The sequence below is a fragment of the Streptomyces sp. NBC_00328 genome (assembly GCF_036139655.1).
GTDB lineage: Bacteria > Actinomycetota > Actinomycetes > Streptomycetales > Streptomycetaceae > Streptomyces.
Window position 1 is genome coordinate 2,697,783 of record NZ_CP108013.1, and the last position, 22,017, is coordinate 2,719,799.

The following is a 22,017-nucleotide window of genomic DNA, read 5'->3' on the forward strand; positions in this document are numbered from 1 at the left end:
CGCTCCTCGTTCGATCCCGTTGCCCCGATCATCGCGCATGCCACTGACACACTTACGATGCCCCAATGAACTATGCAGGTCCCGAGGAGGAAACACCGGCAGGGAGCGGCCTCGAACTCACCCCGTTCCGAGGCGTGCGCTACGACCCCGACCGGGTCGGCAGCCTGGCCGCCGTGACGTCCCCGCCGTACGACGTGATCGTCCGGCCCGACGGACTGCTCGAACTCGAGTCGGCCGACCCGTACAACATCGTCCGGCTGATCCTGCCGCAGGACGGCACCCCCGCCGCCCGCAACCGGCAGGCCGCCGAAACGCTGCGCCGCTGGCTGTCGGAGGGCGTCCTGGCCGCCGATCCCGAGCCGGGCCTGTACGTGTACGAGCAGCGCGACGGGGACCTGCTGCAACGGGGCGTGATCGGCAATCTGCGCCTGTCCGATCCGGCCGACGGTGTCGTGCTCCCGCACGAGGACGTGATGCCCCACGTCATCGCGGACCGCGCGGCCCTGATGCGCGCCACGTCCGCCAACCTCGAACCCCTGCTGCTGACCTATCGCGGCAACGGTTCCGGGTACGGCACCGCCGCCGTCATCGAACGCACCGCGGCCCTGCCCCCGCTGCTGTCCACCACCACGGAGGACGGCATCAGCCATCGTCTGTGGGCGGTCACGGACCCGGCGGAACTCTCGGAGATCCGCACGGACCTCGGCCGCCACCAGGCCCTGATCGCCGACGGGCATCACCGCTGGGCTACGTATCTGCGTCTACGCGCGGAGCATCCTTCCCCGAGCCCCTGGGACTACGGTCTGGTGCTCCTGGTGGACACCGCCCGCTACCCGCTGCGCGTCCGGGCCATCCACCGCCTGCTGCACGGCCTGCCGGTCACCGAGGCGCTGGCCGCCCTCGGTGACTCCTTCCGCGTACGCCACCTCGACGTGCCCCTCGCCGAGGCGCTGGAGGCCCTCTCCTCGGCCGCCTCCGCGGGGAACGCGTTCCTCCTCGCCGGCGACGGCTCCTTCCACCTCGTCGACCGCCCGTCGCCGGACCTCCTGGCCCGTACCATCCCGGCCGAGCACCCGGAGGCCTGGCGCTCACTGGACGCCACGGTCCTGCACGCCACGCTCCTGGACCATGTGTGGGGCATCCCGGAGGACTCTCCCGCACACATCGCGTACATCCACGACACGACCGCCACGGTCGAGAAGGCGGAACGCGACGGAGGCACGGCCGTCCTGATGCACCCGGTCCGCGAGGACGTCGTACGCGATCTGGCGCGCCAGGGGGTCACGATGCCGCGCAAGTCGACCTCGTTCGGGCCGAAGCCGGCGTCCGGGCTGGTCCTGCGGGCGCTCGCTCCCTGAAAGGGCGCGGTCCCCAAAACGCCACGTGGGCGGCGGCACACCTTCCGGTGTCCCGCCGCCCACGTGTTTGCGCCGTGGTGTCCGGCGTCAGCTCTGCGGACGGTGAGGAGCGTCGTCCTCGTCGGCGTCCTCGTCCTCGTCGAGGTCGTCGACGTCGTCCGTGATCTCGTCCGTGGTCACGGACTCGATCTCGTCGTCCTCGTCCTCGTCTTCGTCCTCGTCGTCTTCGCCTTCGTCGTCCGTGTCCTGGTGCTCGGCCTCGGCCTCGACGCGGCTCTCCGTCGCGGTCTCGGTGGTGTCACCGTTCCCGGCTTCCTCGTCGTCCTCGACGAGGACGTCGACGAACTCCACGCCGTCCAGCTCGGCGAGGCGGTCGGAGGCGTCCGTGCTGCCGTCCTTGTCGGACTCGACGGTCTTGGCGAACCACTCGCGCGCCTCGCCCTCACGTCCGGCGGCGAGCAGCGCGTCGGCGTAGGCGTACCGCAGTCGCGCGGTCCAGGGCTGGACGGAGTTCGAGGCGAGCTCCGGACTCTGCAGGGTGACGATGGCCGCGTCGAGCTGACCCATGTCACGCCGGGCACCGGCGGCCACGAGCCGCATCTCGACCTGGCTAGCCTTGTCCAGCTTCTGCACCTCGGGCGCCCCGGCCATCTCCAGCGCCTTCTCGGGCCGGCCGAGGCCACGCTCGCAGTCCGCCATGACGGGCCACAGCTCCACGCTGCCGGTCATCCGGCGCGCGGCGCGGAACTCCGCGAGCGCCTCGCTGAACTTCTGGTTCGCGTACGCGGCGAAACCGGCCGCCTCGCGCACGGCGGCCACACGCGAGGCCAGCCGCAGGGCGATCCTCGAGTATTCGTAGGCGCTCTCGGGGTCCTCGTCGATGAGCCGGGCGACCATCACCAGGTTGCGGGCGACGTCCTCGGCGAGCCCCTTGGGCAGGCTCAGGAGCTCTTGACGCACGTCCTTGTCGATCTCCTCGCCCGTGACGTCGTCCGGGATGGGCAGCCGCTTGATCGGCTCACGGTCCCGCTCCCGCTCGTCGCGGTAACGGCCGCCACCGCGCCGGTCGTCGCCGCCGCCGCGGTCGTCGCGGCCGCGGAAGCCACCGGGGCGCCCGCCCCGGTCGTCCTGGCGGGGTCCGCCACGGCCCCGGTCGTCACGGTCACGGAAGCCACCGCCGCGGTTGTCGTCACGGCGGAAGCCACCACGGTCGTCATCACGACGCGGGCTGCTGGGGCGCTCGTCGCGGCGGAAGCCACCGCGGTCGTCGTCACGGCGCGGGCTACTGGGGCGCTCGTCACGACGGAAGTCTCCACGAGCATCCCGGTCGTCACGGCGGAAGGGCGGACGGTCGCCGCCACCGCTGCCGCCACCGCGGTTGTCGTCGCGGCGGAAGGGAGGACGGTCGCCGCCACCGCTGCCGCCACGGTCGTCACGGCGGAAGCCGCCACTACTGCCGCCACCGCGGTTGTCGTCACGACGGAAGCCACCGCGGTCGTCATCACGACGCGGGCTACTGGAGCGCTCGTCACGACGGAAGCCACCACGGTCACCGCCGCTGCCACCGCGGTTGTCGTCGCGACGGAAGGGAGGACGGTCGCCGCCGGCACTGCCGCCACCGCGGTTGTCGTCACGACGGAAGCCACCACGGTCACCGCCGGCACTGCCGCCGCGGTCGTCGCGACGGAAGCCGCCACCACTGCTGCCACCGCGGTTGTCGTCACGACGGAAGGGAGGACGGTCGCCGCCGGCACTGCCGCCGCGGTCGTCGCGACGGAAACCGCCACCACTGCTGCCACCGCGGTTGTCGTCACGACGGAAGGGAGGACGGTCGCCGCCGGCACTGCCGCCACGGTCGTCGCGACGGAAACCGCCACCACTGCTGCCACCGCGGTTGTCGTCACGACGGAAGGGAGGACGGTCGCCGCCGGCACTGCCGCCGCGGTCGTCACGGCGGAAGCCGCCACCACTGCTGCCACCGCGGTTGTCGTCACGGCGGAAGCCACCGCGGTCGTCATCACGACGCGGGCTACTGGGGCGCTCGTCACGACGGAAGCCACCACGGTCACCGCCGCTGCCACCACGGTCGTCGCGACGGAAGCCACCACCACTGCTGCCACCGCGGTTGTCGTCACGACGGAAGGGCAGACGGTCACCACCACCACTGCCGCCACGGTCGTCACGGCGGAAACCGCCACCACTGCCGCCGCCACGGTTGTCGTCACGACGGAAGGGAGGACGGTCACCGCCGGCACTGCCGCCACGATCGTCACGACGGAAACCTCCACGGTCCCCGCCGCCACCGCGGTTGTCGTCACGGCGGAAGCCGCCACGGTCACCGCCACCACTGCCGCCACGGTCGTCGCGACGGAAACCGCCGCGGTCGTCGTCACGGCGCGGGCTGCTGGGCCGATCGTCGCGGTTGAAGGCCGGACGGCTGTCGTCCCGACGGAAACCGCCGCCGCTGCCACCGCGGTCGTCACGACGGAACGGCGGCCGGCCGCCCCGATCGCCCTCACGGCGGTCGTCACGGCCACGGGGGGCGCCGCCACCGCTGCCACTGCCGCCGCTGGTGCTGCCGCCACGGCTGTCGTCGCGACGGAAGCCGCCACGGTCCCCGCCACTGCGGTTGTCGTCACGCCGGCCGGAGCCGCCACGGTCGTTGTCTCGGCGCGGGCCGCCGCGGTAGTCACCGCGGTCACCACTGTCACGACGGCGCTGGTCGCGCTCCGGTCGCTCGTCGGGAGAGTTGGTGGACATGGGTGACTCCTGTCATCGGTACCGCAAGTCATTCTCGCGCAGCCAGGTACCCGGCGCGCTTCGGCAAAACAAAAAAAGACCCTTGGTCCCAGCGAGTCGCTGGGACCAAGGGTCCTCTAATTTTAGTTCGGCGGCGTCCTACTCTCCCACAGGGTCCCCCCTGCAGTACCATCGGCGCTGTGAGGCTTAGCTTCCGGGTTCGGAATGTAACCGGGCGTTTCCCTCACGCTATGACCACCGAAACCCTGTCAGACGCCTCGTGATGAAACGAGGCCTCGAACGGGCAGCGAACAAGCACACTTTTAAATTGATTAAGTGGAACTGTTCAGCCAGCACAACCGTTCGTTGTCTGGGAACTACACAGTGGACGCGAGCAACTGAGGACAAGCCCTCGGCCTATTAGTACCAGTCACCTCCACCCGTTGCCGGGCTTCCAGATCTGGCCTATCAACCCAGTCGTCTACTGGGAGCCTTAACCCCTCAAGGGGGTGGGAATACTCATCTCGAAGCAGGCTTCCCGCTTAGATGCTTTCAGCGGTTATCCCTCCCGAACGTAGCCAACCAGCCATGCCCTTGGCAGGACAACTGGCACACCAGAGGTTCGTCCGTCCCGGTCCTCTCGTACTAGGGACAGCCCTTCTCAATATTCCTACGCGCACAGCGGATAGGGACCGAACTGTCTCACGACGTTCTAAACCCAGCTCGCGTACCGCTTTAATGGGCGAACAGCCCAACCCTTGGGACCGACTCCAGCCCCAGGATGCGACGAGCCGACATCGAGGTGCCAAACCATCCCGTCGATATGGACTCTTGGGGAAGATCAGCCTGTTATCCCCGGGGTACCTTTTATCCGTTGAGCGACGGCGCTTCCACAAGCCACCGCCGGATCACTAGTCCCGACTTTCGTCCCTGCTCGACCCGTCGGTCTCACAGTCAAGCTCCCTTGTGCACTTACACTCAACACCTGATTGCCAACCAGGCTGAGGGAACCTTTGGGCGCCTCCGTTACTCTTTAGGAGGCAACCGCCCCAGTTAAACTACCCATCAGACACTGTCCCTGATCCGGATCACGGACCCAGGTTAGACATCCAGCACGACCAGACTGGTATTTCAACGACGACTCCACCTGAACTGGCGTCCAAGCTTCACAGTCTCCCAGCTATCCTACACAAGCCGAACCGAACACCAATATCAAACTGTAGTAAAGGTCCCGGGGTCTTTCCGTCCTGCTGCGCGAAACGAGCATCTTTACTCGTAGTGCAATTTCACCGGGCCTATGGTTGAGACAGTCGAGAAGTCGTTACGCCATTCGTGCAGGTCGGAACTTACCCGACAAGGAATTTCGCTACCTTAGGATGGTTATAGTTACCACCGCCGTTTACTGGCGCTTAAGTTCTCAGCTTCGCCACCCCGAAGAGTGACTAACCGGTCCCCTTAACGTTCCAGCACCGGGCAGGCGTCAGTCCGTATACATCGCCTTACGGCTTCGCACGGACCTGTGTTTTTAGTAAACAGTCGCTTCTCGCTGGTCTCTGCGGCCACCCCCAGCTCACCGAGTAAATCGGATCACCAGTGATGGCCCCCCTTCTCCCGAAGTTACGGGGGCATTTTGCCGAGTTCCTTAACCATAGTTCACCCGAACGCCTCGGTATTCTCTACCTGACCACCTGAGTCGGTTTAGGGTACGGGCCGCCATGAAACTCGCTAGAGGCTTTTCTCGACAGCATAGGATCATCCACTTCACCACAATCGGCTCGGCATCAGGTCTCAGCCTTAATGTGTGACGGATTTGCCTATCACACGGCCTACACCCTTACCCCGGGACAACCACCGCCCGGGATGGACTACCTTCCTGCGTCACCCCATCACTCACCTACTACAGGTCTGGTCCGTCGGCTCCACCACTCCCCTTTGCCCGAAGGCTCCGGGGCGGCTTCACGGACTTAGCATCGCCTGGTTCGATGTTTGACGCTTCACAGCGGGTACCGGAATATCAACCGGTTATCCATCGACTACGCCTGTCGGCCTCGCCTTAGGTCCCGACTTACCCTGGGCAGATCAGCTTGACCCAGGAACCCTTAGTCAATCGGCGCACACGTTTCTCACGTGTGTATCGCTACTCATGCCTGCATTCTCACTCGTGAACCGTCCACCACTGCCTTCCGGCGCGGCTTCACCCGGCACACGACGCTCCCCTACCCATCACAGCGGGCGTTGGCCCTATTGCTGCAATGACACGACTTCGGCGGTACGCTTGAGCCCCGCTACATTGTCGGCGCGGAATCACTAGACCAGTGAGCTATTACGCACTCTTTCAAGGGTGGCTGCTTCTAAGCCAACCTCCTGGTTGTCTGTGCGACTCCACATCCTTTCCCACTTAGCGTACGCTTAGGGGCCTTAGTCGATGCTCTGGGCTGTTTCCCTCTCGACCATGGAGCTTATCCCCCACAGTCTCACTGCCGCGCTCTCACTTACCGGCATTCGGAGTTTGGCTAAGGTCAGTAACCCGGTAGGGCCCATCGCCTATCCAGTGCTCTACCTCCGGCAAGAAACACACGACGCTGCACCTAAATGCATTTCGGGGAGAACCAGCTATCACGGAGTTTGATTGGCCTTTCACCCCTAACCACAGGTCATCCCCCAGGTTTTCAACCCTGGTGGGTTCGGTCCTCCACGACCTCTTACAGCCGCTTCAACCTGCCCATGGCTAGATCACTCCGCTTCGGGTCTTGAGCGCGCTACTGAATCGCCCTATTCGGACTCGCTTTCGCTACGGCTTCCCCACACGGGTTAACCTCGCAACGCACCGCAAACTCGCAGGCTCATTCTTCAAAAGGCACGCAGTCACGACGCATTGAGTAAACTCAATGCGCGACGCTCCCACGGCTTGTAGGCACACGGTTTCAGGTACTATTTCACTCCGCTCCCGCGGTACTTTTCACCATTCCCTCACGGTACTATCCGCTATCGGTCACCAGGGAATATTTAGGCTTAGCGGGTGGTCCCGCCAGATTCACACGGGATTTCTCGGGCCCCGTGCTACTTGGGTGTCTCTCAAACGAGCCGTTGATGTTTCGACTACGGGGGTCTTACCCTCTACGCCGGACCTTTCGCATGTCCTTCGCCTACATCAACGGTTTCTGACTCGTCTCACAGCCGGCAGACTGTGAAAGAGAGATCCCACAACCCCCCAAGCGCAACCCCTGCCGGGTCTCACACGCTTGAGGTTTGGCCTCATCCGGTTTCGCTCGCCACTACTCCCGGAATCACGGTTGTTTTCTCTTCCTGCGGGTACTGAGATGTTTCACTTCCCCGCGTTCCCTCCACATACCCTATGTGTTCAGGTATGGGTGACAGCCCATGACGACTGCCGGGTTTCCCCATTCGGAAACCCCCGGATCAAAGCCTGGTTGACGGCTCCCCGGGGACTATCGTGGCCTCCCACGTCCTTCATCGGTTCCTGGTGCCAAGGCATCCACCGTGCGCCCTTAAAAACTTGGCCACAGATGCTCGCGTCCACTGTGCAGTTCTCAAACAACGACCAACCACCCATCACCCCGAACCAGTAGTTCGAGTGCACTGGGGCCGGCACTGAAGGCAGCCACACGGGCCGTACCTTCAGACACCCAACAGCGTGCCCGACACCCTCGCCACTCATGATCAGCTTTCCACGCTCCGAAGAGCAGTACTTGCAGCCCGAGATGACTGAGAGTGCCGAATAATCAACGTTCCACCCATGAGCAACCACCGTCGAACATCTGCCGACGTAATGGCCCTGGACCACCGGGCAAGCCCGGCGGCCTAGATGCTCCTTAGAAAGGAGGTGATCCAGCCGCACCTTCCGGTACGGCTACCTTGTTACGACTTCGTCCCAATCGCCAGTCCCACCTTCGACAGCTCCCTCCCACAAGGGGTTGGGCCACCGGCTTCGGGTGTTACCGACTTTCGTGACGTGACGGGCGGTGTGTACAAGGCCCGGGAACGTATTCACCGCAGCAATGCTGATCTGCGATTACTAGCAACTCCGACTTCATGGGGTCGAGTTGCAGACCCCAATCCGAACTGAGACAGGCTTTTTGAGATTCGCTCCGCCTCACGGCTTCGCAGCTCTTTGTACCTGCCATTGTAGCACGTGTGCAGCCCAAGACATAAGGGGCATGATGACTTGACGTCGTCCCCACCTTCCTCCGAGTTGACCCCGGCAGTCTCCTGTGAGTCCCCATCACCCCGAAGGGCATGCTGGCAACACAGAACAAGGGTTGCGCTCGTTGCGGGACTTAACCCAACATCTCACGACACGAGCTGACGACAGCCATGCACCACCTGTACACCGACCACAAGGGGGGCACTATCTCTAATGCTTTCCGGTGTATGTCAAGCCTTGGTAAGGTTCTTCGCGTTGCGTCGAATTAAGCCACATGCTCCGCTGCTTGTGCGGGCCCCCGTCAATTCCTTTGAGTTTTAGCCTTGCGGCCGTACTCCCCAGGCGGGGAACTTAATGCGTTAGCTGCGGCACCGACGACGTGGAATGTCGCCAACACCTAGTTCCCACCGTTTACGGCGTGGACTACCAGGGTATCTAATCCTGTTCGCTCCCCACGCTTTCGCTCCTCAGCGTCAGTAATGGCCCAGAGATCCGCCTTCGCCACCGGTGTTCCTCCTGATATCTGCGCATTTCACCGCTACACCAGGAATTCCGATCTCCCCTACCACACTCTAGCTAGCCCGTATCGAATGCAGACCCGGGGTTAAGCCCCGGGCTTTCACACCCGACGTGACAAGCCGCCTACGAGCTCTTTACGCCCAATAATTCCGGACAACGCTTGCGCCCTACGTATTACCGCGGCTGCTGGCACGTAGTTAGCCGGCGCTTCTTCTGCAGGTACCGTCACTCTCGCTTCTTCCCTGCTGAAAGAGGTTTACAACCCGAAGGCCGTCATCCCTCACGCGGCGTCGCTGCATCAGGCTTTCGCCCATTGTGCAATATTCCCCACTGCTGCCTCCCGTAGGAGTCTGGGCCGTGTCTCAGTCCCAGTGTGGCCGGTCGCCCTCTCAGGCCGGCTACCCGTCGTCGCCTTGGTGAGCCACTACCTCACCAACAAGCTGATAGGCCGCGGGCTCATCCTTCACCGCCGGAGCTTTTAACCCCCACCCATGCGGGCAGGAGTGTTATCCGGTATTAGACCCCGTTTCCAGGGCTTGTCCCAGAGTGAAGGGCAGATTGCCCACGTGTTACTCACCCGTTCGCCACTAATCCACCCCGAAGGGCTTCATCGTTCGACTTGCATGTGTTAAGCACGCCGCCAGCGTTCGTCCTGAGCCAGGATCAAACTCTCCGTGAATGTTTTCCCGTAATCGGGACGACATCACGAGAGCGGAACCAAGGGGAGGAATAATCCCCCGGTTCACAGCGTCCTCGCTGATGCGCCTGCCGGAACAATGCCCGGCAGGACTTTTTCAAAGGAACCTCGTCCCGACCGAACGGCCGGAGACGGGGTATCAACAAATCTGGCGTTGATTTTTGGCACGCTGTTGAGTTCTCAAGGAACGGACGCTTCCTTTGTACTCACCCTCTCGGGCTTTCCTCCGGGCGCTTCCCTTCGGTCTTGCGTTTCCGACTCTATCAGACCGTTTCCGTATCCGATTTCCTCGGCGCTTTCCAGGTTTCCGCTTTCGCGTTTCCCTTTCCGGCGATTCCGACTCTATCAGAACCTTTCGGGCCTGACTCCCAGTCAGCGGGGCTTGCCTTCCGGCCTTTCAGCGCTTTCGCGTTTCGCGGCCTTTCGACATTCACTACGTTAACCGATTCCCTCGGCGACTCATAATCGAGTTCCGCGGGTTCGAATTCAGACGTGCAGGCACGCCGAATAGACCCCCGCTGAGGGGAAGTCGTAGGTAGTGGATGGCCGCTCTCGGCTGCTGGCTGAACGCCGTAACCGGTTCAAGCGGCTCGGGCCACATTACGGATCCCGAAGGGGTGCGTCAAGTTGAACAGCGGCGGGGCGCATGCGCTCTATAAGGACTCACCGTCGGGTCGTCGGTGACCCGGAAACGCCTGGGGTGAACACCTCCGTCGCCGCAATCTCCGGTGCGTGGACCGTTGCGTACCTGGTCGGAGGGGACAGGGGTACCTCCCGGCAAGGTCAGGAACGAACCCTCGGGCCGCAGGCGTCCGCTCCGCCGAGCGACCGGTCCACACCCAGTGCCGTCGCGTGGCGCGCCGACCCTTTGGCCGGTTCCCTGCCGTATCGGGCCGAGAGTCGATGTTTACAGGCGAGGTCCGCGTCCTCGGCCGGAGCCACGGACCGGGACCAACGGGACCGACGGCCCCGGCGGAGCCGGCGCACCACAGCGCGTGGTCCATCAGAGGGACGCGCCTCGCACGCGGGCGCTCACGGATCTTCGGGACCGGTTCCGCGCCGACTCGCCTGCGCGGAGTCACGGGCGAGGCACGCGGCGGCTCAGGCTCCGGCGGACGGCTTGGCTCTCGGGCTCAGTCGGTACGCCGAGACCGTTGGATCACCGGCGAGGTAGAAGCGGTGCTGCCAGTCATGGGCTTTGCTCACGCCTACCCGAGGACCGACCCGGATGAGTGCGGCGCGTACCGGCTCGCCCTCGGACAGTGCGACCGAGGCGTCCGTCAGCAGGTCTGTGCCGTTGTGCTCCGCCGTGATGCCGAGCGCCTGGCAGAAGTTCCCCGGACCCCGCGCGAGACGTGGGCTCTCGACCTTGTCCCCCCGCCGCTCGCGTGCCAGGTCTTCCCCTTCGATGACCCTGCCCGCCCGGATGAGGACGGCCGAAGCGATGCCGTCCGCCCCGGTGACGACGTTGGCGCACCAGTGGAGACCGTGGGACCTGTAGACGTACAGATGCCCTGCGGGCCCGAACATGATGGCGTTGCGTGGTGTCCTGCCCCGGTAGGCGTGGGAGGCCGGGTCGGCCGCGCCGGAGTACGCCTCGGTCTCCGTGATCGTGATGCTCACGGTTCCCTCGGGTGTCGCGTGGGTGAGGACGGCGCCGAGCAGGTCGGGGGCGACTTCTTCGGCGGGGCGGGCGAGGGCGGCCCTCATGCCGACCGCCTTGCCGGGCCATGAGTCTCCGCGCGGCGCGGCGCGATCGGACCGCCCGGGGTGGCACGTACGAGGACGCGTCCTGGCAGGTCGGGGATGACGTCCAGGACAGGGCGGTCGAAGGAGTCCCGCGTCAGGGGCGTACGGTCAGGGGCCGCGATCATGGCGTACGAGCGTAGTCCCTCCGCCCTCCCCGGCGCGGTGGAGTCCGAAGCCGTTCGGAGCAGTCCGGACGGATATGTGCCCGCGGGGTGGTCAGGGGTCCTCTCCCTTGTAAGGGTGAGGGCGCGGAACCGGTCGGGGCCGGATCGCGTTTGTAGGGATCAAAGGATCCAGACGGGCAGAGAACGAACAGGCATTGCCTGGGGAGGAAGTGACGACATGGGGTTCAAGCGGCTGCTTGCGAGCTTGGGGGCCGGTGGGGCTTCGGTCGAGACGGTGCTGACCGAGGCCAACACCGTTCCGGGCGGCGTCGTCCAGGGTGAGGTGCGGATCCAGGGTGGTTCGGTCGACCAGTCGATCGAGGGTCTGTCGGTCGGCCTGCAGGCCAAGGTCGAGGTCGAGGGCCACGACGACCAGGAGTACAAGCAGAACATCGAGTTCACGAAGCTGCGCCTCGGCGGGGCCTTCCAGCTCCAGGCGGGCGCCGTGCACACGGTCCCGTTCGGACTGGAGATCCCGTGGGAGACGCCCATCACCATGATCGACGGGCAGAGCCTGCGCGGGATGAACATCGGTGTCACCACCGAGCTGGAGATCGCCCGTGCCATCGACTCGGGTGACCTCGACCCGATCAACGTGCACCCGCTGCCGGCGCAGAAGGCGATTCTCGACGCCTTCATCCAGCTCGGCTTCCGCTTCAAGAACGCGGACATGGAGAAGGGTCACATCCGCAACACCCGTCAGCGGCTGCCGTTCTACCAGGAGATCGAGTTCTACCCGCCGTCGCAGTACCGCGGACTGAACCAGGTGGAGCTGAGCTTCGTCGCGGACGACCGTGCCATGGACGTCATCCTGGAGATGGACAAGAAGCCGGGCCTCTTCAGTGAGGGCAGCGACTCGTTCCGTTCCTTCCAGGTGGGTCTGCACGACTTCCATGGCACCGACTGGGCCGGATACCTGAACCAGTGGCTGTCGGAGGTCGGCAGCAAGCGCAGCTGGTTCTAGGCTCGGAACACGGATTCCGCCGTTCAGGAGGTACTGACGTGACCGAGCTCAAGAGGCCGCCGCTTCCCCACGACTTCCATCCGCCGGTGCCGGCGTTCACGCTCACCAGCGAGGATGTCGAGCCGGGCGCGGTGCTGAAGGACGCGCAGGTCCACGCGGCCGGGAACACCTCGCCGCAGCTGAGCTGGGAAGGCTTTCCGCCGGAGACCAAGAGCTTCGCCGTGACGTGCTTCGATCCGGACGCCCCCACGGGGAGCGGGTTCTGGCACTGGGTGCTGTTCGACGTCCCGGTCTCGGTGACGGAGCTGCCCACGGGCGCGGGCAGCGGCAAGTTCGAGGGTCTGCCCGACGGTGCCGTCCAGGTGCGCAACGACTACGGGTCCCGGGACTTCGGCGGCGCCGCGCCGCCGGCCGGGGACCCCGCGCACCGGTACGTCTTCACGGTGTACGCCGTGGATCAGGAGAAGCTCGGTCCCGACGCGGACGTTTCACCCGCCGTGGTGGGCTTCAATCTGCGGTTCCACACACTGGCGCGCGCCCAGTTGATCGGCGAGTACGCGGCTCCCGCCGAAGACTGACGTTCATAGAACGTTTGCCCGCCTCTGGTCATGGAAGTGATCAGGGGCGGGCATTTTTTATTGCGTTGTCCATCTCGGCGTGCCCGGCCAGAGTTGATCCCAGCCCGCCGCAGGTGGGCCGGTGCGCAATAGGAGGTGGGCTGGATGCGGGACACGCTGGTACTGAACGCGAGCTTTGAGCCGTTGTCGACGGTGACGTTGAACCGAGCCGTCGTTCTGGTGCTGACGGACAAGGCCGTCGTCGAGCAGGCTCACCCCGAACTGCGCATGCGCGGTGCCGCGCTGGACATACCCGTGCCCCGGGTGATCAGGCTCTGCCGTTACGTCCGGGTGCCGTTCCGAAGACAAGCGCCGTGGTCGAGGCGGGGTGTGCTGGTACGCGACCGGCACCGGTGCGCCTACTGCGGGCGCCGGGCCACGACCGTGGACCACGTCGTGCCGCGGGCTCAGGGCGGTCAGGACTCCTGGCTGAACACCGTGGCCTCGTGTGCCGAGGACAATCACCGCAAGGCGGACCGTACCCCGGAGCAGGCCCAGATGCCCTTGCTGCGGCAGCCGTTCGAGCCGACGCCCGCGGATGCCATGCTGCTGGCGCTCGGTCAGGACGACTTCGACGCGCTGCCGGAGTGGCTGGCCCAGCCGGCCGCGTAGCCCGTACGACATGACGATGGGGCCCACTTCCCGCGGGAGGTGGGCCCCATCGTCGTACCGTCGTGCGCGTCAGTCCGTGATGGACGGCTTCTCCCGGCGCTCGCTGCTGCCGCCGGAATCCCCGGAGGAGCCCCGGTTGCCCGAACCCCCGCCCAGGTTGCCGAAGTTGCCCATGGCCCCGCTGAGGCCCTTGAGGGCGTCGCCGATCTCGCTGGGCACGATCCAGAGCTTGTTGGCGTCGCCCTCGGCGATCTTCGGGAGCATCTGGAGGTACTGGTAGGAGAGGAGCTTCTGGTCCGGGTCTCCGGCGTGGATGGCCTCGAAGACCGTGCGGACGGCCTGGGCCTCGCCCTCGGCGCGCAGGGCCGCGGCCTTGGCCTCACCTTCGGCGCGCAGGATCGCGGACTGCTTCTCGCCTTCCGCGGTGAGGATCTGGGACTGCCGGATGCCTTCCGCGGTGAGGATCGCGGCGCGCTTGTCACGGTCGGCGCGCATCTGCTTCTCCATCGAGTCCTGGATGGAGGTGGGCGGTTCGATCGCCTTCAGCTCGACGCGGTTGACGCGGATGCCCCACTTGCCGGTGGCCTCGTCGAGGACGCCGCGCAGGGCCGCGTTGATCTCCTCGCGGGAGGTGAGGGTCCGCTCCAGGTCCATGCCGCCGATGATGTTGCGCAGGGTGGTGACGGTGAGCTGCTCGATCGCCTGGATGTAGCTGGCGACCTCGTACGTCGCGGCTCGCGCGTCGGTGACCTGGTAGTAGATGACGGTGTCGATGTTGACGACCAGGTTGTCCTGGGTGATCACCGGCTGCGGCGGGAACGGCACGACCTGTTCACGCAGGTCGATGCGGTTGCGGATGGAGTCTATGAACGGGACGACGATGTTGAGGCCTGCGTTCAGCGTCCGCGTGTAGCGGCCGAAACGCTCGACGATGGCGGCGCTGGCCTGCGGGATGACCTGGATGGTCTTGATCAGGGCGATGAAGACCAGCACCACCAGAATGATCAGGACGATGATGATCGGTTCCATCGATGCTCCCCGTACCCTTCTCCACTCGGCAATTCCGAAAGATCTTATGGGTGTTGAAGATCTTGCTGGACGAGTCTGACAGAACGTCGTCTGCCACGTGGGGCGTTCGGTTCACTTGCGTTGTACGAGGTCACATGACGATGGCCGTGGCTCCGTCGATGTCCACGACATCCACTTCCTGGCCCACCTCGTAGGCCTGTGCGCCGTCGAGGGAACGCGCGGACCAGATCTCTCCGCCGAGCTTGATGCGGCCGGCGCCCGAACCGTCCACGCGTTCCAGGACGATGGCCTGCCTGCCCTTCAACGCGTCGATCCCGGTCGCGAGTTCGGGGCGCTGGGCACGGTGCCGGGCCGCGATGGGGCGTACGACGGCGATGAGCGCGACCGATACGACGACGAAGACGAGTACCTGGATGACGACACCGCCGCCGAGGCCCGCGGCGACCGCCGCTGCGACGGCACCCACGGAGAGCATGCCGAACTCCGGCATCGCGGTCACCACGAGCGGGATGCCGAGTCCGGCCGCCCCGACCAGCCACCACACCCATGCGTTGATGTCGTTCACGTGGTCATGGTAGGACCGCGCTCCCCCGGCGGACAGAGTGCGCGATCAAGTCGGGTACGCCGGGTGACGGGGGTGCGTCCGCGCGTTGTGACGGTTTCAGGCCATCGGCAGGCCCTGCGCGGTCCAGCGCTCGCCGACCTGCTCGACGACGAGGGGAAGGCCGAAGCAGAGGGAGAGGTTGCGCGAGGTGAGTTCGAGCTCCAGCGGGCCGGCGGCGAGCACCTTGCCCTGACGGATCATCAGGACATGGGTGAAGCCCGGGGCGATCTCCTCGACGTGGTGCGTGACCATGATCATGGAGGGGGCGATCGGGTCGCGGGCGAGCCGGCCGAGGCGGCGCACGAGGTCCTCACGGCCGCCGAGGTCGAGGCCGGCCGCGGGCTCGTCGAGGAGCAGCAGCTCGGGGTCGGTCATCAGGGCGCGGGCGATCAGGGTGCGCTTGCGCTCGCCCTCGGAGAGGGTGCCGAACCTGCGCTCCAGGTAGTCGCTCATGCCGAGGCGGTCGAGGAAGGCACGGGCGCGCTGCTCGTCGATGTCCTCGTAGTCCTCGTGCCAGCCGGCCGTCATGCCGTACGCGGCGGTGAGGACGGTCTGGAGGACCGTCTGACGCTTGGGGAGCTTCTCGGCCATCGCGATACCGGCGATGCCGATGCGCGGGCGCAGGTCGAAGACGTCGACCTTGCCGAGGGTCTCACCGAGGATGGTGGCCGTGCCCGCACTGGGGAACAGGTAGCTGGAGGCGACGTTCAGGAGGGTCGTCTTCCCGGCGCCGTTGGGGCCGAGGATGACCCAGCGCTCCCCCTCCTTGACCGACCAGGAGACCTGGTCCACCAGAGCCCGGCCCTCGCGGACCACGGATACGTCCACCAGCTCCAGTACATCGCTCATGAGCGCGTTGTCTCCCATTGCAGTCTCGGCCGTCGCTTGCGTCTGTGGACGAAGCCCCCAGGGAAAACCTACGCCACCGGTCGGCCACCCCGACCCATCGGCCGGTCCTTAGGGTGGGGGCATGCTCTCGGAACCACGCTCAGGACAGCTGACGGCATGGGGAAATGCCCTATTGGCCGGACTTGTTTCTCCGGACGACGCCGTGCTCGCCATCGTCGGGGACGACGCGGTGCACCGGGTCGAGGGGTTGCCCGGCGAGTCTGCGCCCGTCGGGCTCACGCTCGCCCTCGGCCGGCTGCGCACGCTCGGGGTGACCGGACTGCGGGTCGCGCTGCCCGCGCCGGGGCATCCGCTCGGGCTCAGCGGACCGCCCGAGTTCAACGCGCGCGCTCTCGACGCCGAGGAGGCCGTGGTCTGCCACGGCGCGGCGCTGGGGCTCGTGCCCGAGGTGTACGAGGCCGGGCCCGCCGGCGATGTGCACGTCGAGGTCGTCTGGCACTGCCTCGCCGTACGCGAGGCGCCGCCCGCCGACGTGCCCTCGCTCGGGGAGGCCGAGCGGGAACTGGCGGAGGCGCTCCGCGACGCCACGGAGGTGCTGTCACGGCTGGACGTGGCCGGCTCGGGGCCGGTCGCGGCGGCGGCGGTCGACGCGTTCCGGGCGCGGACGGAACGGGGGCGCGAGGTGCTGGCCCCCGGGTACCCGCCGCGTGCGGTACGGGTGCTGGAACTGGCTCAGCGGGTCGGGGCGCTGATCTTGGTGGCGTACGAGAGCGGGCACGGCGGCGCGGTGAGCGCGTCGGAGATGGCCGCGCGGGCCGAGGCGCTGCGACCGGTGGAACGGACGGCCCGGCGGGCGCAGGTGGCCGCGTACAACGCCTTCGTCGAGGAACGCGAACGCGGGGTGCGCTGAGCGCGGGGCGGCGCGGGGCTGGACATGGCGCTGCGCTGGGCACGGTGGCTTCCTTGCCGTGCAGGTCCTGCGGACCGTCGTCGGAGCGCGGGAGACCGGCGCGCACACCTTGCGCGGTGCGTACGCCGGGTGCTTCGAGTGCTGCGCGTGCTCCAGGCGGGGCGCTCGCGCGCGGGAGCGTGCCGGGCAGTGGGGGCGCCCCACGAACTCCCGCGCCGGGGAGCTTGTGTGCCGGGGGCGGTGGGCGTGCTCCAGGGTGCTCGGTGCTGGGGGCCGCATGCCGAAGGGCCCCACGAAACGTTTCCGTTCGTGGGGCCCTTCCGGACGGGGTGAATCAGCCGTTGACGCCCGCGTTGCCGAACGTCGGGTTCAGGAGGCCGACGACATTGACGGAGTCGCCCACGACGTTGACGGGGACGTGGACGGGGACCTGGGCGACGTTGCCCGAGACGGCGCCCGGCGAGTGCGCGGCGGCGCCCTCGGCACCCGAGTCGGCGACAGCGGCACCGGCACCGGCACCTACGGCGATACCGACGACGGTGACGGCCAGGGCGGCCTTCTTGGCGATGTTCATGGGAAGCGTTCCTCCTGCGTTCACGGCTACGATCCTGTCGCGGGTCGTACGCTGAGCAACGCCGGGGAGCCGAAGACGGCACGGGAAGGCCCTGCCGATTGCCCCGTCCGGTTCAGTCCGCGGATGAGCGGACAAGCCGACCGGCCCCCGGAAAGTCCCCCGGAAGGCCGGTGGTCGTGGTCGCCTCGACGGGGAACCTCAGTGGTTGAGGCCAAGGTTGCCGAAAGCCGGGTTCAGGGCGCCGATGACGTTCACGCTGTTGCCGACCACGTTCACCGGGACGTCGACCGGGGCCTGGACGAGGTTGCCGGAGACGACGCCCGGGGAGCCCACGGCCTTGCCGCCCGCCGACGCGCCGTCCGCGGCCGAGGCCATGCCCGCACCGGCGGCGACCAGACCGCCGGCCACCATCGCGACAGCCGTGAACTTCTTCAGGTTCTTCACTTGCGAAACCCCTCCTCGCGAACACCGCGGCGGACCGCCGCGGCGCACTGGAGAACGGCCGGACCCCACGGAGGATGCGCCATCCGGGTGACATACACACGACGGTATGAATCTCATCCCGGAGCGAAACCCTCCGAATTGACGATCAGTCCGCGATTCCGTGCCGCACCGCCCAGAGCGCGGCCTGGGTCCGGTCGGCGAGGTCGAGTTTCATCAGGATGTTCGAGACGTGGGTCTTCACCGTCTTCTCGGAGAGGACGAGGGCGCGGGCGATCTCCCGGTTGGAGCGGCCGTCCGCGATCAGGCCGAGCACCTCCCGCTCCCGTTCGGTGAGCGAAACACCTCTCCCCTGGCCCGAGTTGACCTCTTCCTGGGACAGCAGGGCGCTCGCGACCTCGGATTGCAGGACGACGTGTCCCGCATGGACCGAGCGGATGGCCCCGGCCAGCGCGTCCGGGTCGACGTCCTTGTAGACATACCCGGCGGCGCCCGCGCGCAGGGCCGGCACCACCGTGCGCCGCTCGGTGAAACTGGTGACGATCAGCACGCGCGCGGGGTTGGCGAGTTCACTGAGCTTGCGCAGCGCGTCGATGCCGTCCATCCCCGGCATCTTGACGTCCATGAGCACGATGTCCGGTTTCAACTCCTCGGCGCGGGCGACGCCTTCGGCTCCGTCGGACGCCTCCCCGACGACCTCGATGTCGTCCTGGACTTCCAGGAAGGTGCGCAGTCCCCGGCGGACGACCTGATGGTCGTCGACGAGCAGCACCTTGATTGCGTCAGCCACCAGGGACCTCCATCTCGATCACGGTGCCCTTCCCGGGCGCCGATTCCACGGTGAGTGTGCCGCCGACCCCGCTCGCCCGGTCCCGCATGGACACCAGGCCGAGATGGCGGCCGGCGCTGCGTATCGCGGTGGGGTCGAAGCCGCTGCCGTCGTCGCGGACGTGCAGCACGGCGCCGGGGCCGCGCCGGTCCAGGGTGACGTCGACGCGGGCGGCGCCGGAGTGCCGCAACGCGTTGTGCAGGGCCTCCTGGGAGACCCTCAGCACGGCCTCCTCCTGGGAGGCGGGCAGTGCTCGTACACCGTGGCTGGAGAAGGTCACGCGCGCGGAGTGGGCGCGGTCGAGGACCTGGATGTGGGTGCGCAGGGTGGCGACGAGCCCGTCCTCGTCGAGGGCCGCGGGGCGCAACTCGACGACGGCGGCGCGCAGTTCCTCGGTGGCCTCCGCGGCGAGCGCGGCCACGTGCTGGAGTTCGCCCTTGGCGCGGGAGGGGTCGCGGTCGACGAGGGTGGCGGCGGCCTGCGCGGTCAGGCGCAGGGAGAACAGCTTCTGGCTGACGGCGTCGTGCAGTTCGTGCGCGAGCCGGGAGCGCTCCTCGGCGATGGTGAGTTCGCGGCTGCGTTCGTAGAGCCGGGCGTTGGTCAGGGCGATCGCCGCGTGCTGGGCGAGGATGGTGAGGAGTTCCTCGTCGTCCTCGGTGAAGCCGCAGCGGCCGTCCGGCCGGGGACACGGAGGCTCCCCCTCGGGCCGCACCTTGTTCGCGAGGAAGAGTGCGCCGATGATCTCGTCGCCGTCGCGGATGGGCAGGCCCAGGAAGTCGGACATGTCGGGGTGGGCGGCGGGCCAGCCCTCGAAGCGGGGGTCCTTGCGCACGTCGGCCAGGCGCTCGGGGCGGGCCTCGCGCAGCATCGCGGCGAGGATGCCGTGCTGGCGCGGGAGCGGTCCGATGGCTTTCCACTGCGCGTCGCTGACCCCGTCGACGACGAACTGGGCGAAGCCTCCGTGGTCGTCGGGCACGCCCAGCGCCGCGTACTGCGCGTCGAGCAGTTCGCGCGCCGAAGCAACGATCGTCTTGAGGACGTCGCGCACTTCGAGATGCCTGCTCATGGCCAGCAACGCGGAGCTCACCGCGTACAGGCCCGACCGGGGTCCGTGACTCATGACCCCAAACTACCGGCGGGGTGTGACACCGCGTATCGGCCCGGTGGCCTCGTCCTCCGGGCCATTGGGCCTAGGACGAAGGGCCCCTGATCATTGCGGCCACCGCACGAGGCGCTCGGGCGGGCCGCGTTCCTACCGTGAGGACACCCGCCGGGAAGGCGGCTGAGCGAGGGGACGGATGTCATGCCGGTAGCGATCATCACAGGGGCCTCGAAGGGACTGGGGAGGGCGCTCGGAGCGGCTCTGGCCGAGCGCGGCTGGGATCTGGTGCTCGACGCCAGGACGGCCGGGGTGCTGGAGGAGACCGCGGAGGCGCTCCGCGCGTACGGGCCGCGGGTGGAGGCTCTCCCCGGGGACGTGACGGACTCCGGTCATCGCGCCGACCTGGTGGCCGCGGCCCGGAAGCTGGGCGGTGTCGACCTGCTCGTGAACAACGCGAGCGCGCTGGGCGCGGAGCCGCTGGTGCGCCTGGAGGAGCTGGATCCCGAGGGGCTGCGGCGGGCTCTGGAGGTCAATGTGGTGGCCGTGCTGGGTCTGGTCCAGGAGGCGCTGCCGCTGTTGAGGGCGGCCGGGGCGGGCGCGGTCGTCGGCGTCAGCTCGGACGCCGCGGTTCAGGCGTACGAGACATGGGGCGGCTACGGGGCCTCGAAGGCGGCGCTGGACCATCTCTCTGCGGTGCTCGGTGAGGAGGAGCCCGGCCTGCGGGTGTGGGCGGTGGATCCGGGAGACATGGAGACGGACCTCTACACGGCGGCCGTACCGGACGACGACGGTCCGCGGCCGGCACCGACCAGTGCGGTTCCGGCCTTCCTGCGTCTGCTCGACGAGCGGCCGGCCAGCGGGCGCTACGCGGCTTCGGATCTGCTGGAGGAGCGGTGACGACGGCGATGGGGGTCTCCCGGGCCGGGCGCGGCCGGGCGTGGGGAAGCGTTCCGGAGGAACTGTCGGCGCGGGTGCCGGCGGAGCAGCGCGGTCCCGGCCGCGACCGGGATTCCGTACGACTGCTGGTGTCGCGCGGTACCGAGGTGTCGCATCACGCGTTCGTGGAGCTGCCCGGGCGGCTGAGGGCCGGGGATCTGCTGATCGTCAACACCTCGGCCACTCTGGCGGCGGCCGTGGACGGGCGGATCGGGCACGCGCGCGTGGTGGTGCACTTCTCCACGCGCGGCGACGACGGGCGCTGGGCGGTCGAACTGCGGGATCCCGACAGCCGGGGGACCACGCGCGCGCGTGCGGGCGGCCCCGGGGGGACAGTGGTGTGCCTGCCGGGGGACGCTCGCCTCGTCCTGGAGGAGCCGCTGACCCCGCGGGGGCAGCGGCTGTGGTGGGGGCGGGTGCCGGACGCGGACGTGCTGGGGCTGCTGCGGCGGTACGGGCGGCCCATCCGCTACTCCTACACGGACCGGGACCAGCCGCTGTCCGTGTACCAGACGGTTTTCGCGCTGCCGTCGGACGACGGGGCGGGAAGCGCGGAGATGCCGAGCGCGGCGCGCCCCTTCACTTCGCGTCTGGTGGCGGAGCTGGTGAGCCGGGGGGTGCAGTTCGCGCCGGTCACCCTGCACACGGGGGTCGCCTCGGCGGAGTCGCACGAGCCTCCGTATCCGGAGCGGTACGAGGTTCCGGCGGTGTCGGCCCGGCTGATCAACGCCGCGCGGGCCGGCGGAGGCCGGATCATCGCGGTCGGTACGACGGCGGTGCGGGCCGTGGAGTCCGCGACCGGTGAGGACGGGCTGGTCCGGGCGGCGAAGGGGTGGACCGGTCTCGTGGTGACTCCGGAACGCGGTGTGCGGGCCGTCGACGGGCTGCTGACCGGGCTGCACGAGCCGGAGGCCTCGCATCTGCTGATGCTGGAGGCGATCACGGGAGGGGCGGCGATCGAGCGTGCGTACGAGGAGGCGCTGCGCGGGCGCTACCTCTGGCACGAGTTCGGCGACGTGCACCTCATCCTCCCCGAGAGGCCTCACTCTGAGCGTTACTCTCGCAACTCCACGTCAGAATGATCGTGGTCCCCTGTGAGCCCGCGCATAGGGTCCACGTCACGTACGAAGGAGCATAGGAGATAAAAGGGACAAGGTGA

At 67.3% G+C, this 22,017-nt stretch carries 16 protein-coding genes, 3 rRNA genes and 2 pseudogenes; 7 read left to right on the top strand and 14 right to left on the bottom strand.

Features of this window, described 5'->3' with window-relative positions; translation table 11 throughout:
* Positions 1–65: 65 nt before the first annotated feature.
* Positions 66–1,358 carry a DUF1015 domain-containing protein gene (locus OG485_RS11805; RefSeq protein ID WP_328668061.1) on the top strand — a complete coding sequence of 431 codons (1,293 nt, stop codon included), beginning with the start codon at positions 66–68 and terminating at the stop codon, positions 1,356–1,358.
* Between the two features lie 87 nt (positions 1,359–1,445).
* Here the strand turns inward: OG485_RS11805 and OG485_RS11810 are convergent, their stop codons facing one another.
* From OG485_RS11810 to OG485_RS11840, 7 genes and pseudogenes are all read right to left on the bottom strand, one after another.
* Positions 1,446–2,318 (bottom strand): hypothetical protein, encoded by an 873-nt coding sequence (locus OG485_RS11810; protein ID WP_328674329.1) that lies wholly within the window; start codon positions 2,316–2,318, stop codon positions 1,446–1,448.
* A gap of 537 nt (positions 2,319–2,855) precedes the next feature.
* Positions 2,856–4,118, bottom strand: a pseudogene (locus OG485_RS11815) (hypothetical protein); the annotation flags it as partial.
* Positions 4,119–4,243: 125 nt separating this feature from the next.
* Positions 4,244–4,360: ribosomal RNA gene (gene rrf / locus OG485_RS11820) — 5S ribosomal RNA — on the bottom strand.
* A 137-nt stretch (positions 4,361–4,497) separates the two neighbouring features.
* A 23S ribosomal RNA gene (locus tag OG485_RS11825) occupies positions 4,498–7,620 on the bottom strand.
* 314 nt (positions 7,621–7,934) lie between these two features.
* Positions 7,935–9,460: ribosomal RNA gene (locus tag OG485_RS11830) — 16S ribosomal RNA — on the bottom strand.
* Together the 16S, 23S and 5S rRNA genes form the textbook arrangement of a ribosomal RNA operon.
* A gap of 640 nt (positions 9,461–10,100) precedes the next feature.
* Positions 10,101–10,408, bottom strand: a pseudogene (locus OG485_RS11835) (DNA-3-methyladenine glycosylase); the annotation flags it as partial.
* A 171-nt stretch (positions 10,409–10,579) separates the two neighbouring features.
* Entirely contained in the window at positions 10,580–11,188 is a 609-nt protein-coding gene (locus OG485_RS11840; protein ID WP_328668062.1) for a DNA-3-methyladenine glycosylase, read from the bottom strand.
* Positions 11,189–11,569: 381 nt separating this feature from the next.
* Here OG485_RS11840 and OG485_RS11850 point away from each other — a divergent pair, with 381 nt between their 5' ends.
* From OG485_RS11850 to OG485_RS11860, 3 genes are all read left to right on the top strand, one after another.
* Positions 11,570–12,355, top strand: a complete 786-nt coding sequence (locus OG485_RS11850; RefSeq protein WP_328668063.1) for a sporulation protein — start codon at positions 11,570–11,572, stop codon at positions 12,353–12,355.
* A gap of 38 nt (positions 12,356–12,393) precedes the next feature.
* A complete protein-coding gene (locus OG485_RS11855) occupies positions 12,394–12,933 on the top strand; it encodes a YbhB/YbcL family Raf kinase inhibitor-like protein (RefSeq protein WP_328668064.1) in 540 nt (179 codons plus the stop codon).
* 144 nt (positions 12,934–13,077) lie between these two features.
* Positions 13,078–13,584, top strand: a complete 507-nt coding sequence (locus OG485_RS11860; protein ID WP_326788617.1) for an HNH endonuclease — start codon at positions 13,078–13,080, stop codon at positions 13,582–13,584.
* Between the two features lie 69 nt (positions 13,585–13,653).
* Here the strand turns inward: OG485_RS11860 and OG485_RS11865 are convergent, their stop codons facing one another.
* The 3 genes from OG485_RS11865 to OG485_RS11875 all read right to left on the bottom strand — a co-directional run bounded on the left by OG485_RS11865 (position 13,654) and on the right by OG485_RS11875 (position 16,066).
* The gene (locus tag OG485_RS11865) at positions 13,654–14,613 is read right to left on the bottom strand and encodes an SPFH domain-containing protein (protein ID WP_328668065.1); all 960 of its coding nucleotides are present in this window, start codon (positions 14,611–14,613) and stop codon (positions 13,654–13,656) included.
* A 130-nt stretch (positions 14,614–14,743) separates the two neighbouring features.
* On the bottom strand, positions 14,744–15,178 hold the full coding sequence (locus OG485_RS11870) for an NfeD family protein (protein WP_328668066.1): 435 nt from the start codon (positions 15,176–15,178) through the stop codon (positions 14,744–14,746).
* A 96-nt stretch (positions 15,179–15,274) separates the two neighbouring features.
* On the bottom strand, positions 15,275–16,066 hold the full coding sequence (locus tag OG485_RS11875) for an ABC transporter ATP-binding protein (protein ID WP_328453994.1): 792 nt from the start codon (positions 16,064–16,066) through the stop codon (positions 15,275–15,277).
* A gap of 121 nt (positions 16,067–16,187) precedes the next feature.
* Here OG485_RS11875 and OG485_RS11880 point away from each other — a divergent pair, with 121 nt between their 5' ends.
* On the top strand, positions 16,188–16,976 hold the full coding sequence (locus OG485_RS11880) for a hypothetical protein (protein WP_328668067.1): 789 nt from the start codon (positions 16,188–16,190) through the stop codon (positions 16,974–16,976).
* Positions 16,977–17,310: 334 nt separating this feature from the next.
* Here OG485_RS11880 and OG485_RS11885 read toward each other — a convergent pair whose 3' ends face one another.
* From OG485_RS11885 to OG485_RS11900, 4 genes are all read right to left on the bottom strand, one after another.
* Complete coding sequence (locus OG485_RS11885) at positions 17,311–17,550, bottom strand: chaplin (RefSeq protein ID WP_328668068.1); 240 nt, start codon at positions 17,548–17,550, stop codon at positions 17,311–17,313.
* A 198-nt stretch (positions 17,551–17,748) separates the two neighbouring features.
* Positions 17,749–17,994, bottom strand: a complete 246-nt coding sequence (locus OG485_RS11890; protein ID WP_328668069.1) for a chaplin — start codon at positions 17,992–17,994, stop codon at positions 17,749–17,751.
* 145 nt (positions 17,995–18,139) lie between these two features.
* Positions 18,140–18,781 carry a response regulator transcription factor gene (locus OG485_RS11895; RefSeq protein ID WP_328668070.1) on the bottom strand — a complete coding sequence of 214 codons (642 nt, stop codon included), beginning with the start codon at positions 18,779–18,781 and terminating at the stop codon, positions 18,140–18,142.
* Positions 18,774–19,940 carry a GAF domain-containing sensor histidine kinase gene (locus tag OG485_RS11900; protein WP_328668071.1) on the bottom strand — a complete coding sequence of 389 codons (1,167 nt, stop codon included), beginning with the start codon at positions 19,938–19,940 and terminating at the stop codon, positions 18,774–18,776. Before OG485_RS11900 ends, OG485_RS11895 begins: the two co-directional genes overlap by 8 nt.
* 183 nt (positions 19,941–20,123) lie before the next feature.
* Here OG485_RS11900 and OG485_RS11905 point away from each other — a divergent pair, with 183 nt between their 5' ends.
* Together OG485_RS11905 and OG485_RS11910 are read left to right on the top strand one after the other, a co-directional pair.
* Entirely contained in the window at positions 20,124–20,819 is a 696-nt protein-coding gene (locus OG485_RS11905) for an SDR family NAD(P)-dependent oxidoreductase (RefSeq protein ID WP_328668072.1), read from the top strand.
* An 8-nt stretch (positions 20,820–20,827) separates the two neighbouring features.
* Entirely contained in the window at positions 20,828–21,940 is a 1,113-nt protein-coding gene (locus OG485_RS11910; protein WP_328674332.1) for an S-adenosylmethionine:tRNA ribosyltransferase-isomerase, read from the top strand.
* Positions 21,941–22,017: the final 77 nt, after the last annotated feature.

Excerpts from the sequence above, each read along its gene's own strand:
- OG485_RS11880 (WP_328668067.1), top strand. The coding sequence starts at position 16,188 with ATGCTCTCGGAACCACGCTCAGGACAGCTGACGGCATGGGGAAATGCC.
- OG485_RS11840 (WP_328668062.1), bottom strand. The coding sequence starts at position 11,188 with ATGAGGGCCGCCCTCGCCCGCCCCGCCGAAGAAGTCGCCCCCGACCTG.
- OG485_RS11850 (WP_328668063.1), top strand. The coding sequence starts at position 11,570 with ATGGGGTTCAAGCGGCTGCTTGCGAGCTTGGGGGCCGGTGGGGCTTCG.
- OG485_RS11885 (WP_328668068.1), bottom strand. The coding sequence starts at position 17,550 with ATGAACATCGCCAAGAAGGCCGCCCTGGCCGTCACCGTCGTCGGTATC.
- OG485_RS11860 (WP_326788617.1), top strand. The coding sequence starts at position 13,078 with ATGCGGGACACGCTGGTACTGAACGCGAGCTTTGAGCCGTTGTCGACG.
- OG485_RS11910 (WP_328674332.1), top strand. The coding sequence starts at position 20,828 with ATGGGGGTCTCCCGGGCCGGGCGCGGCCGGGCGTGGGGAAGCGTTCCG.
- OG485_RS11900 (WP_328668071.1), bottom strand. The coding sequence starts at position 19,940 with ATGAGTCACGGACCCCGGTCGGGCCTGTACGCGGTGAGCTCCGCGTTG.
- OG485_RS11865 (WP_328668065.1), bottom strand. The coding sequence starts at position 14,613 with ATGGAACCGATCATCATCGTCCTGATCATTCTGGTGGTGCTGGTCTTC.
- OG485_RS11875 (WP_328453994.1), bottom strand. The coding sequence starts at position 16,066 with ATGAGCGATGTACTGGAGCTGGTGGACGTATCCGTGGTCCGCGAGGGC.
- OG485_RS11805 (WP_328668061.1), top strand. The coding sequence starts at position 66 with ATGAACTATGCAGGTCCCGAGGAGGAAACACCGGCAGGGAGCGGCCTC.
- OG485_RS11905 (WP_328668072.1), top strand. The coding sequence starts at position 20,124 with ATGCCGGTAGCGATCATCACAGGGGCCTCGAAGGGACTGGGGAGGGCG.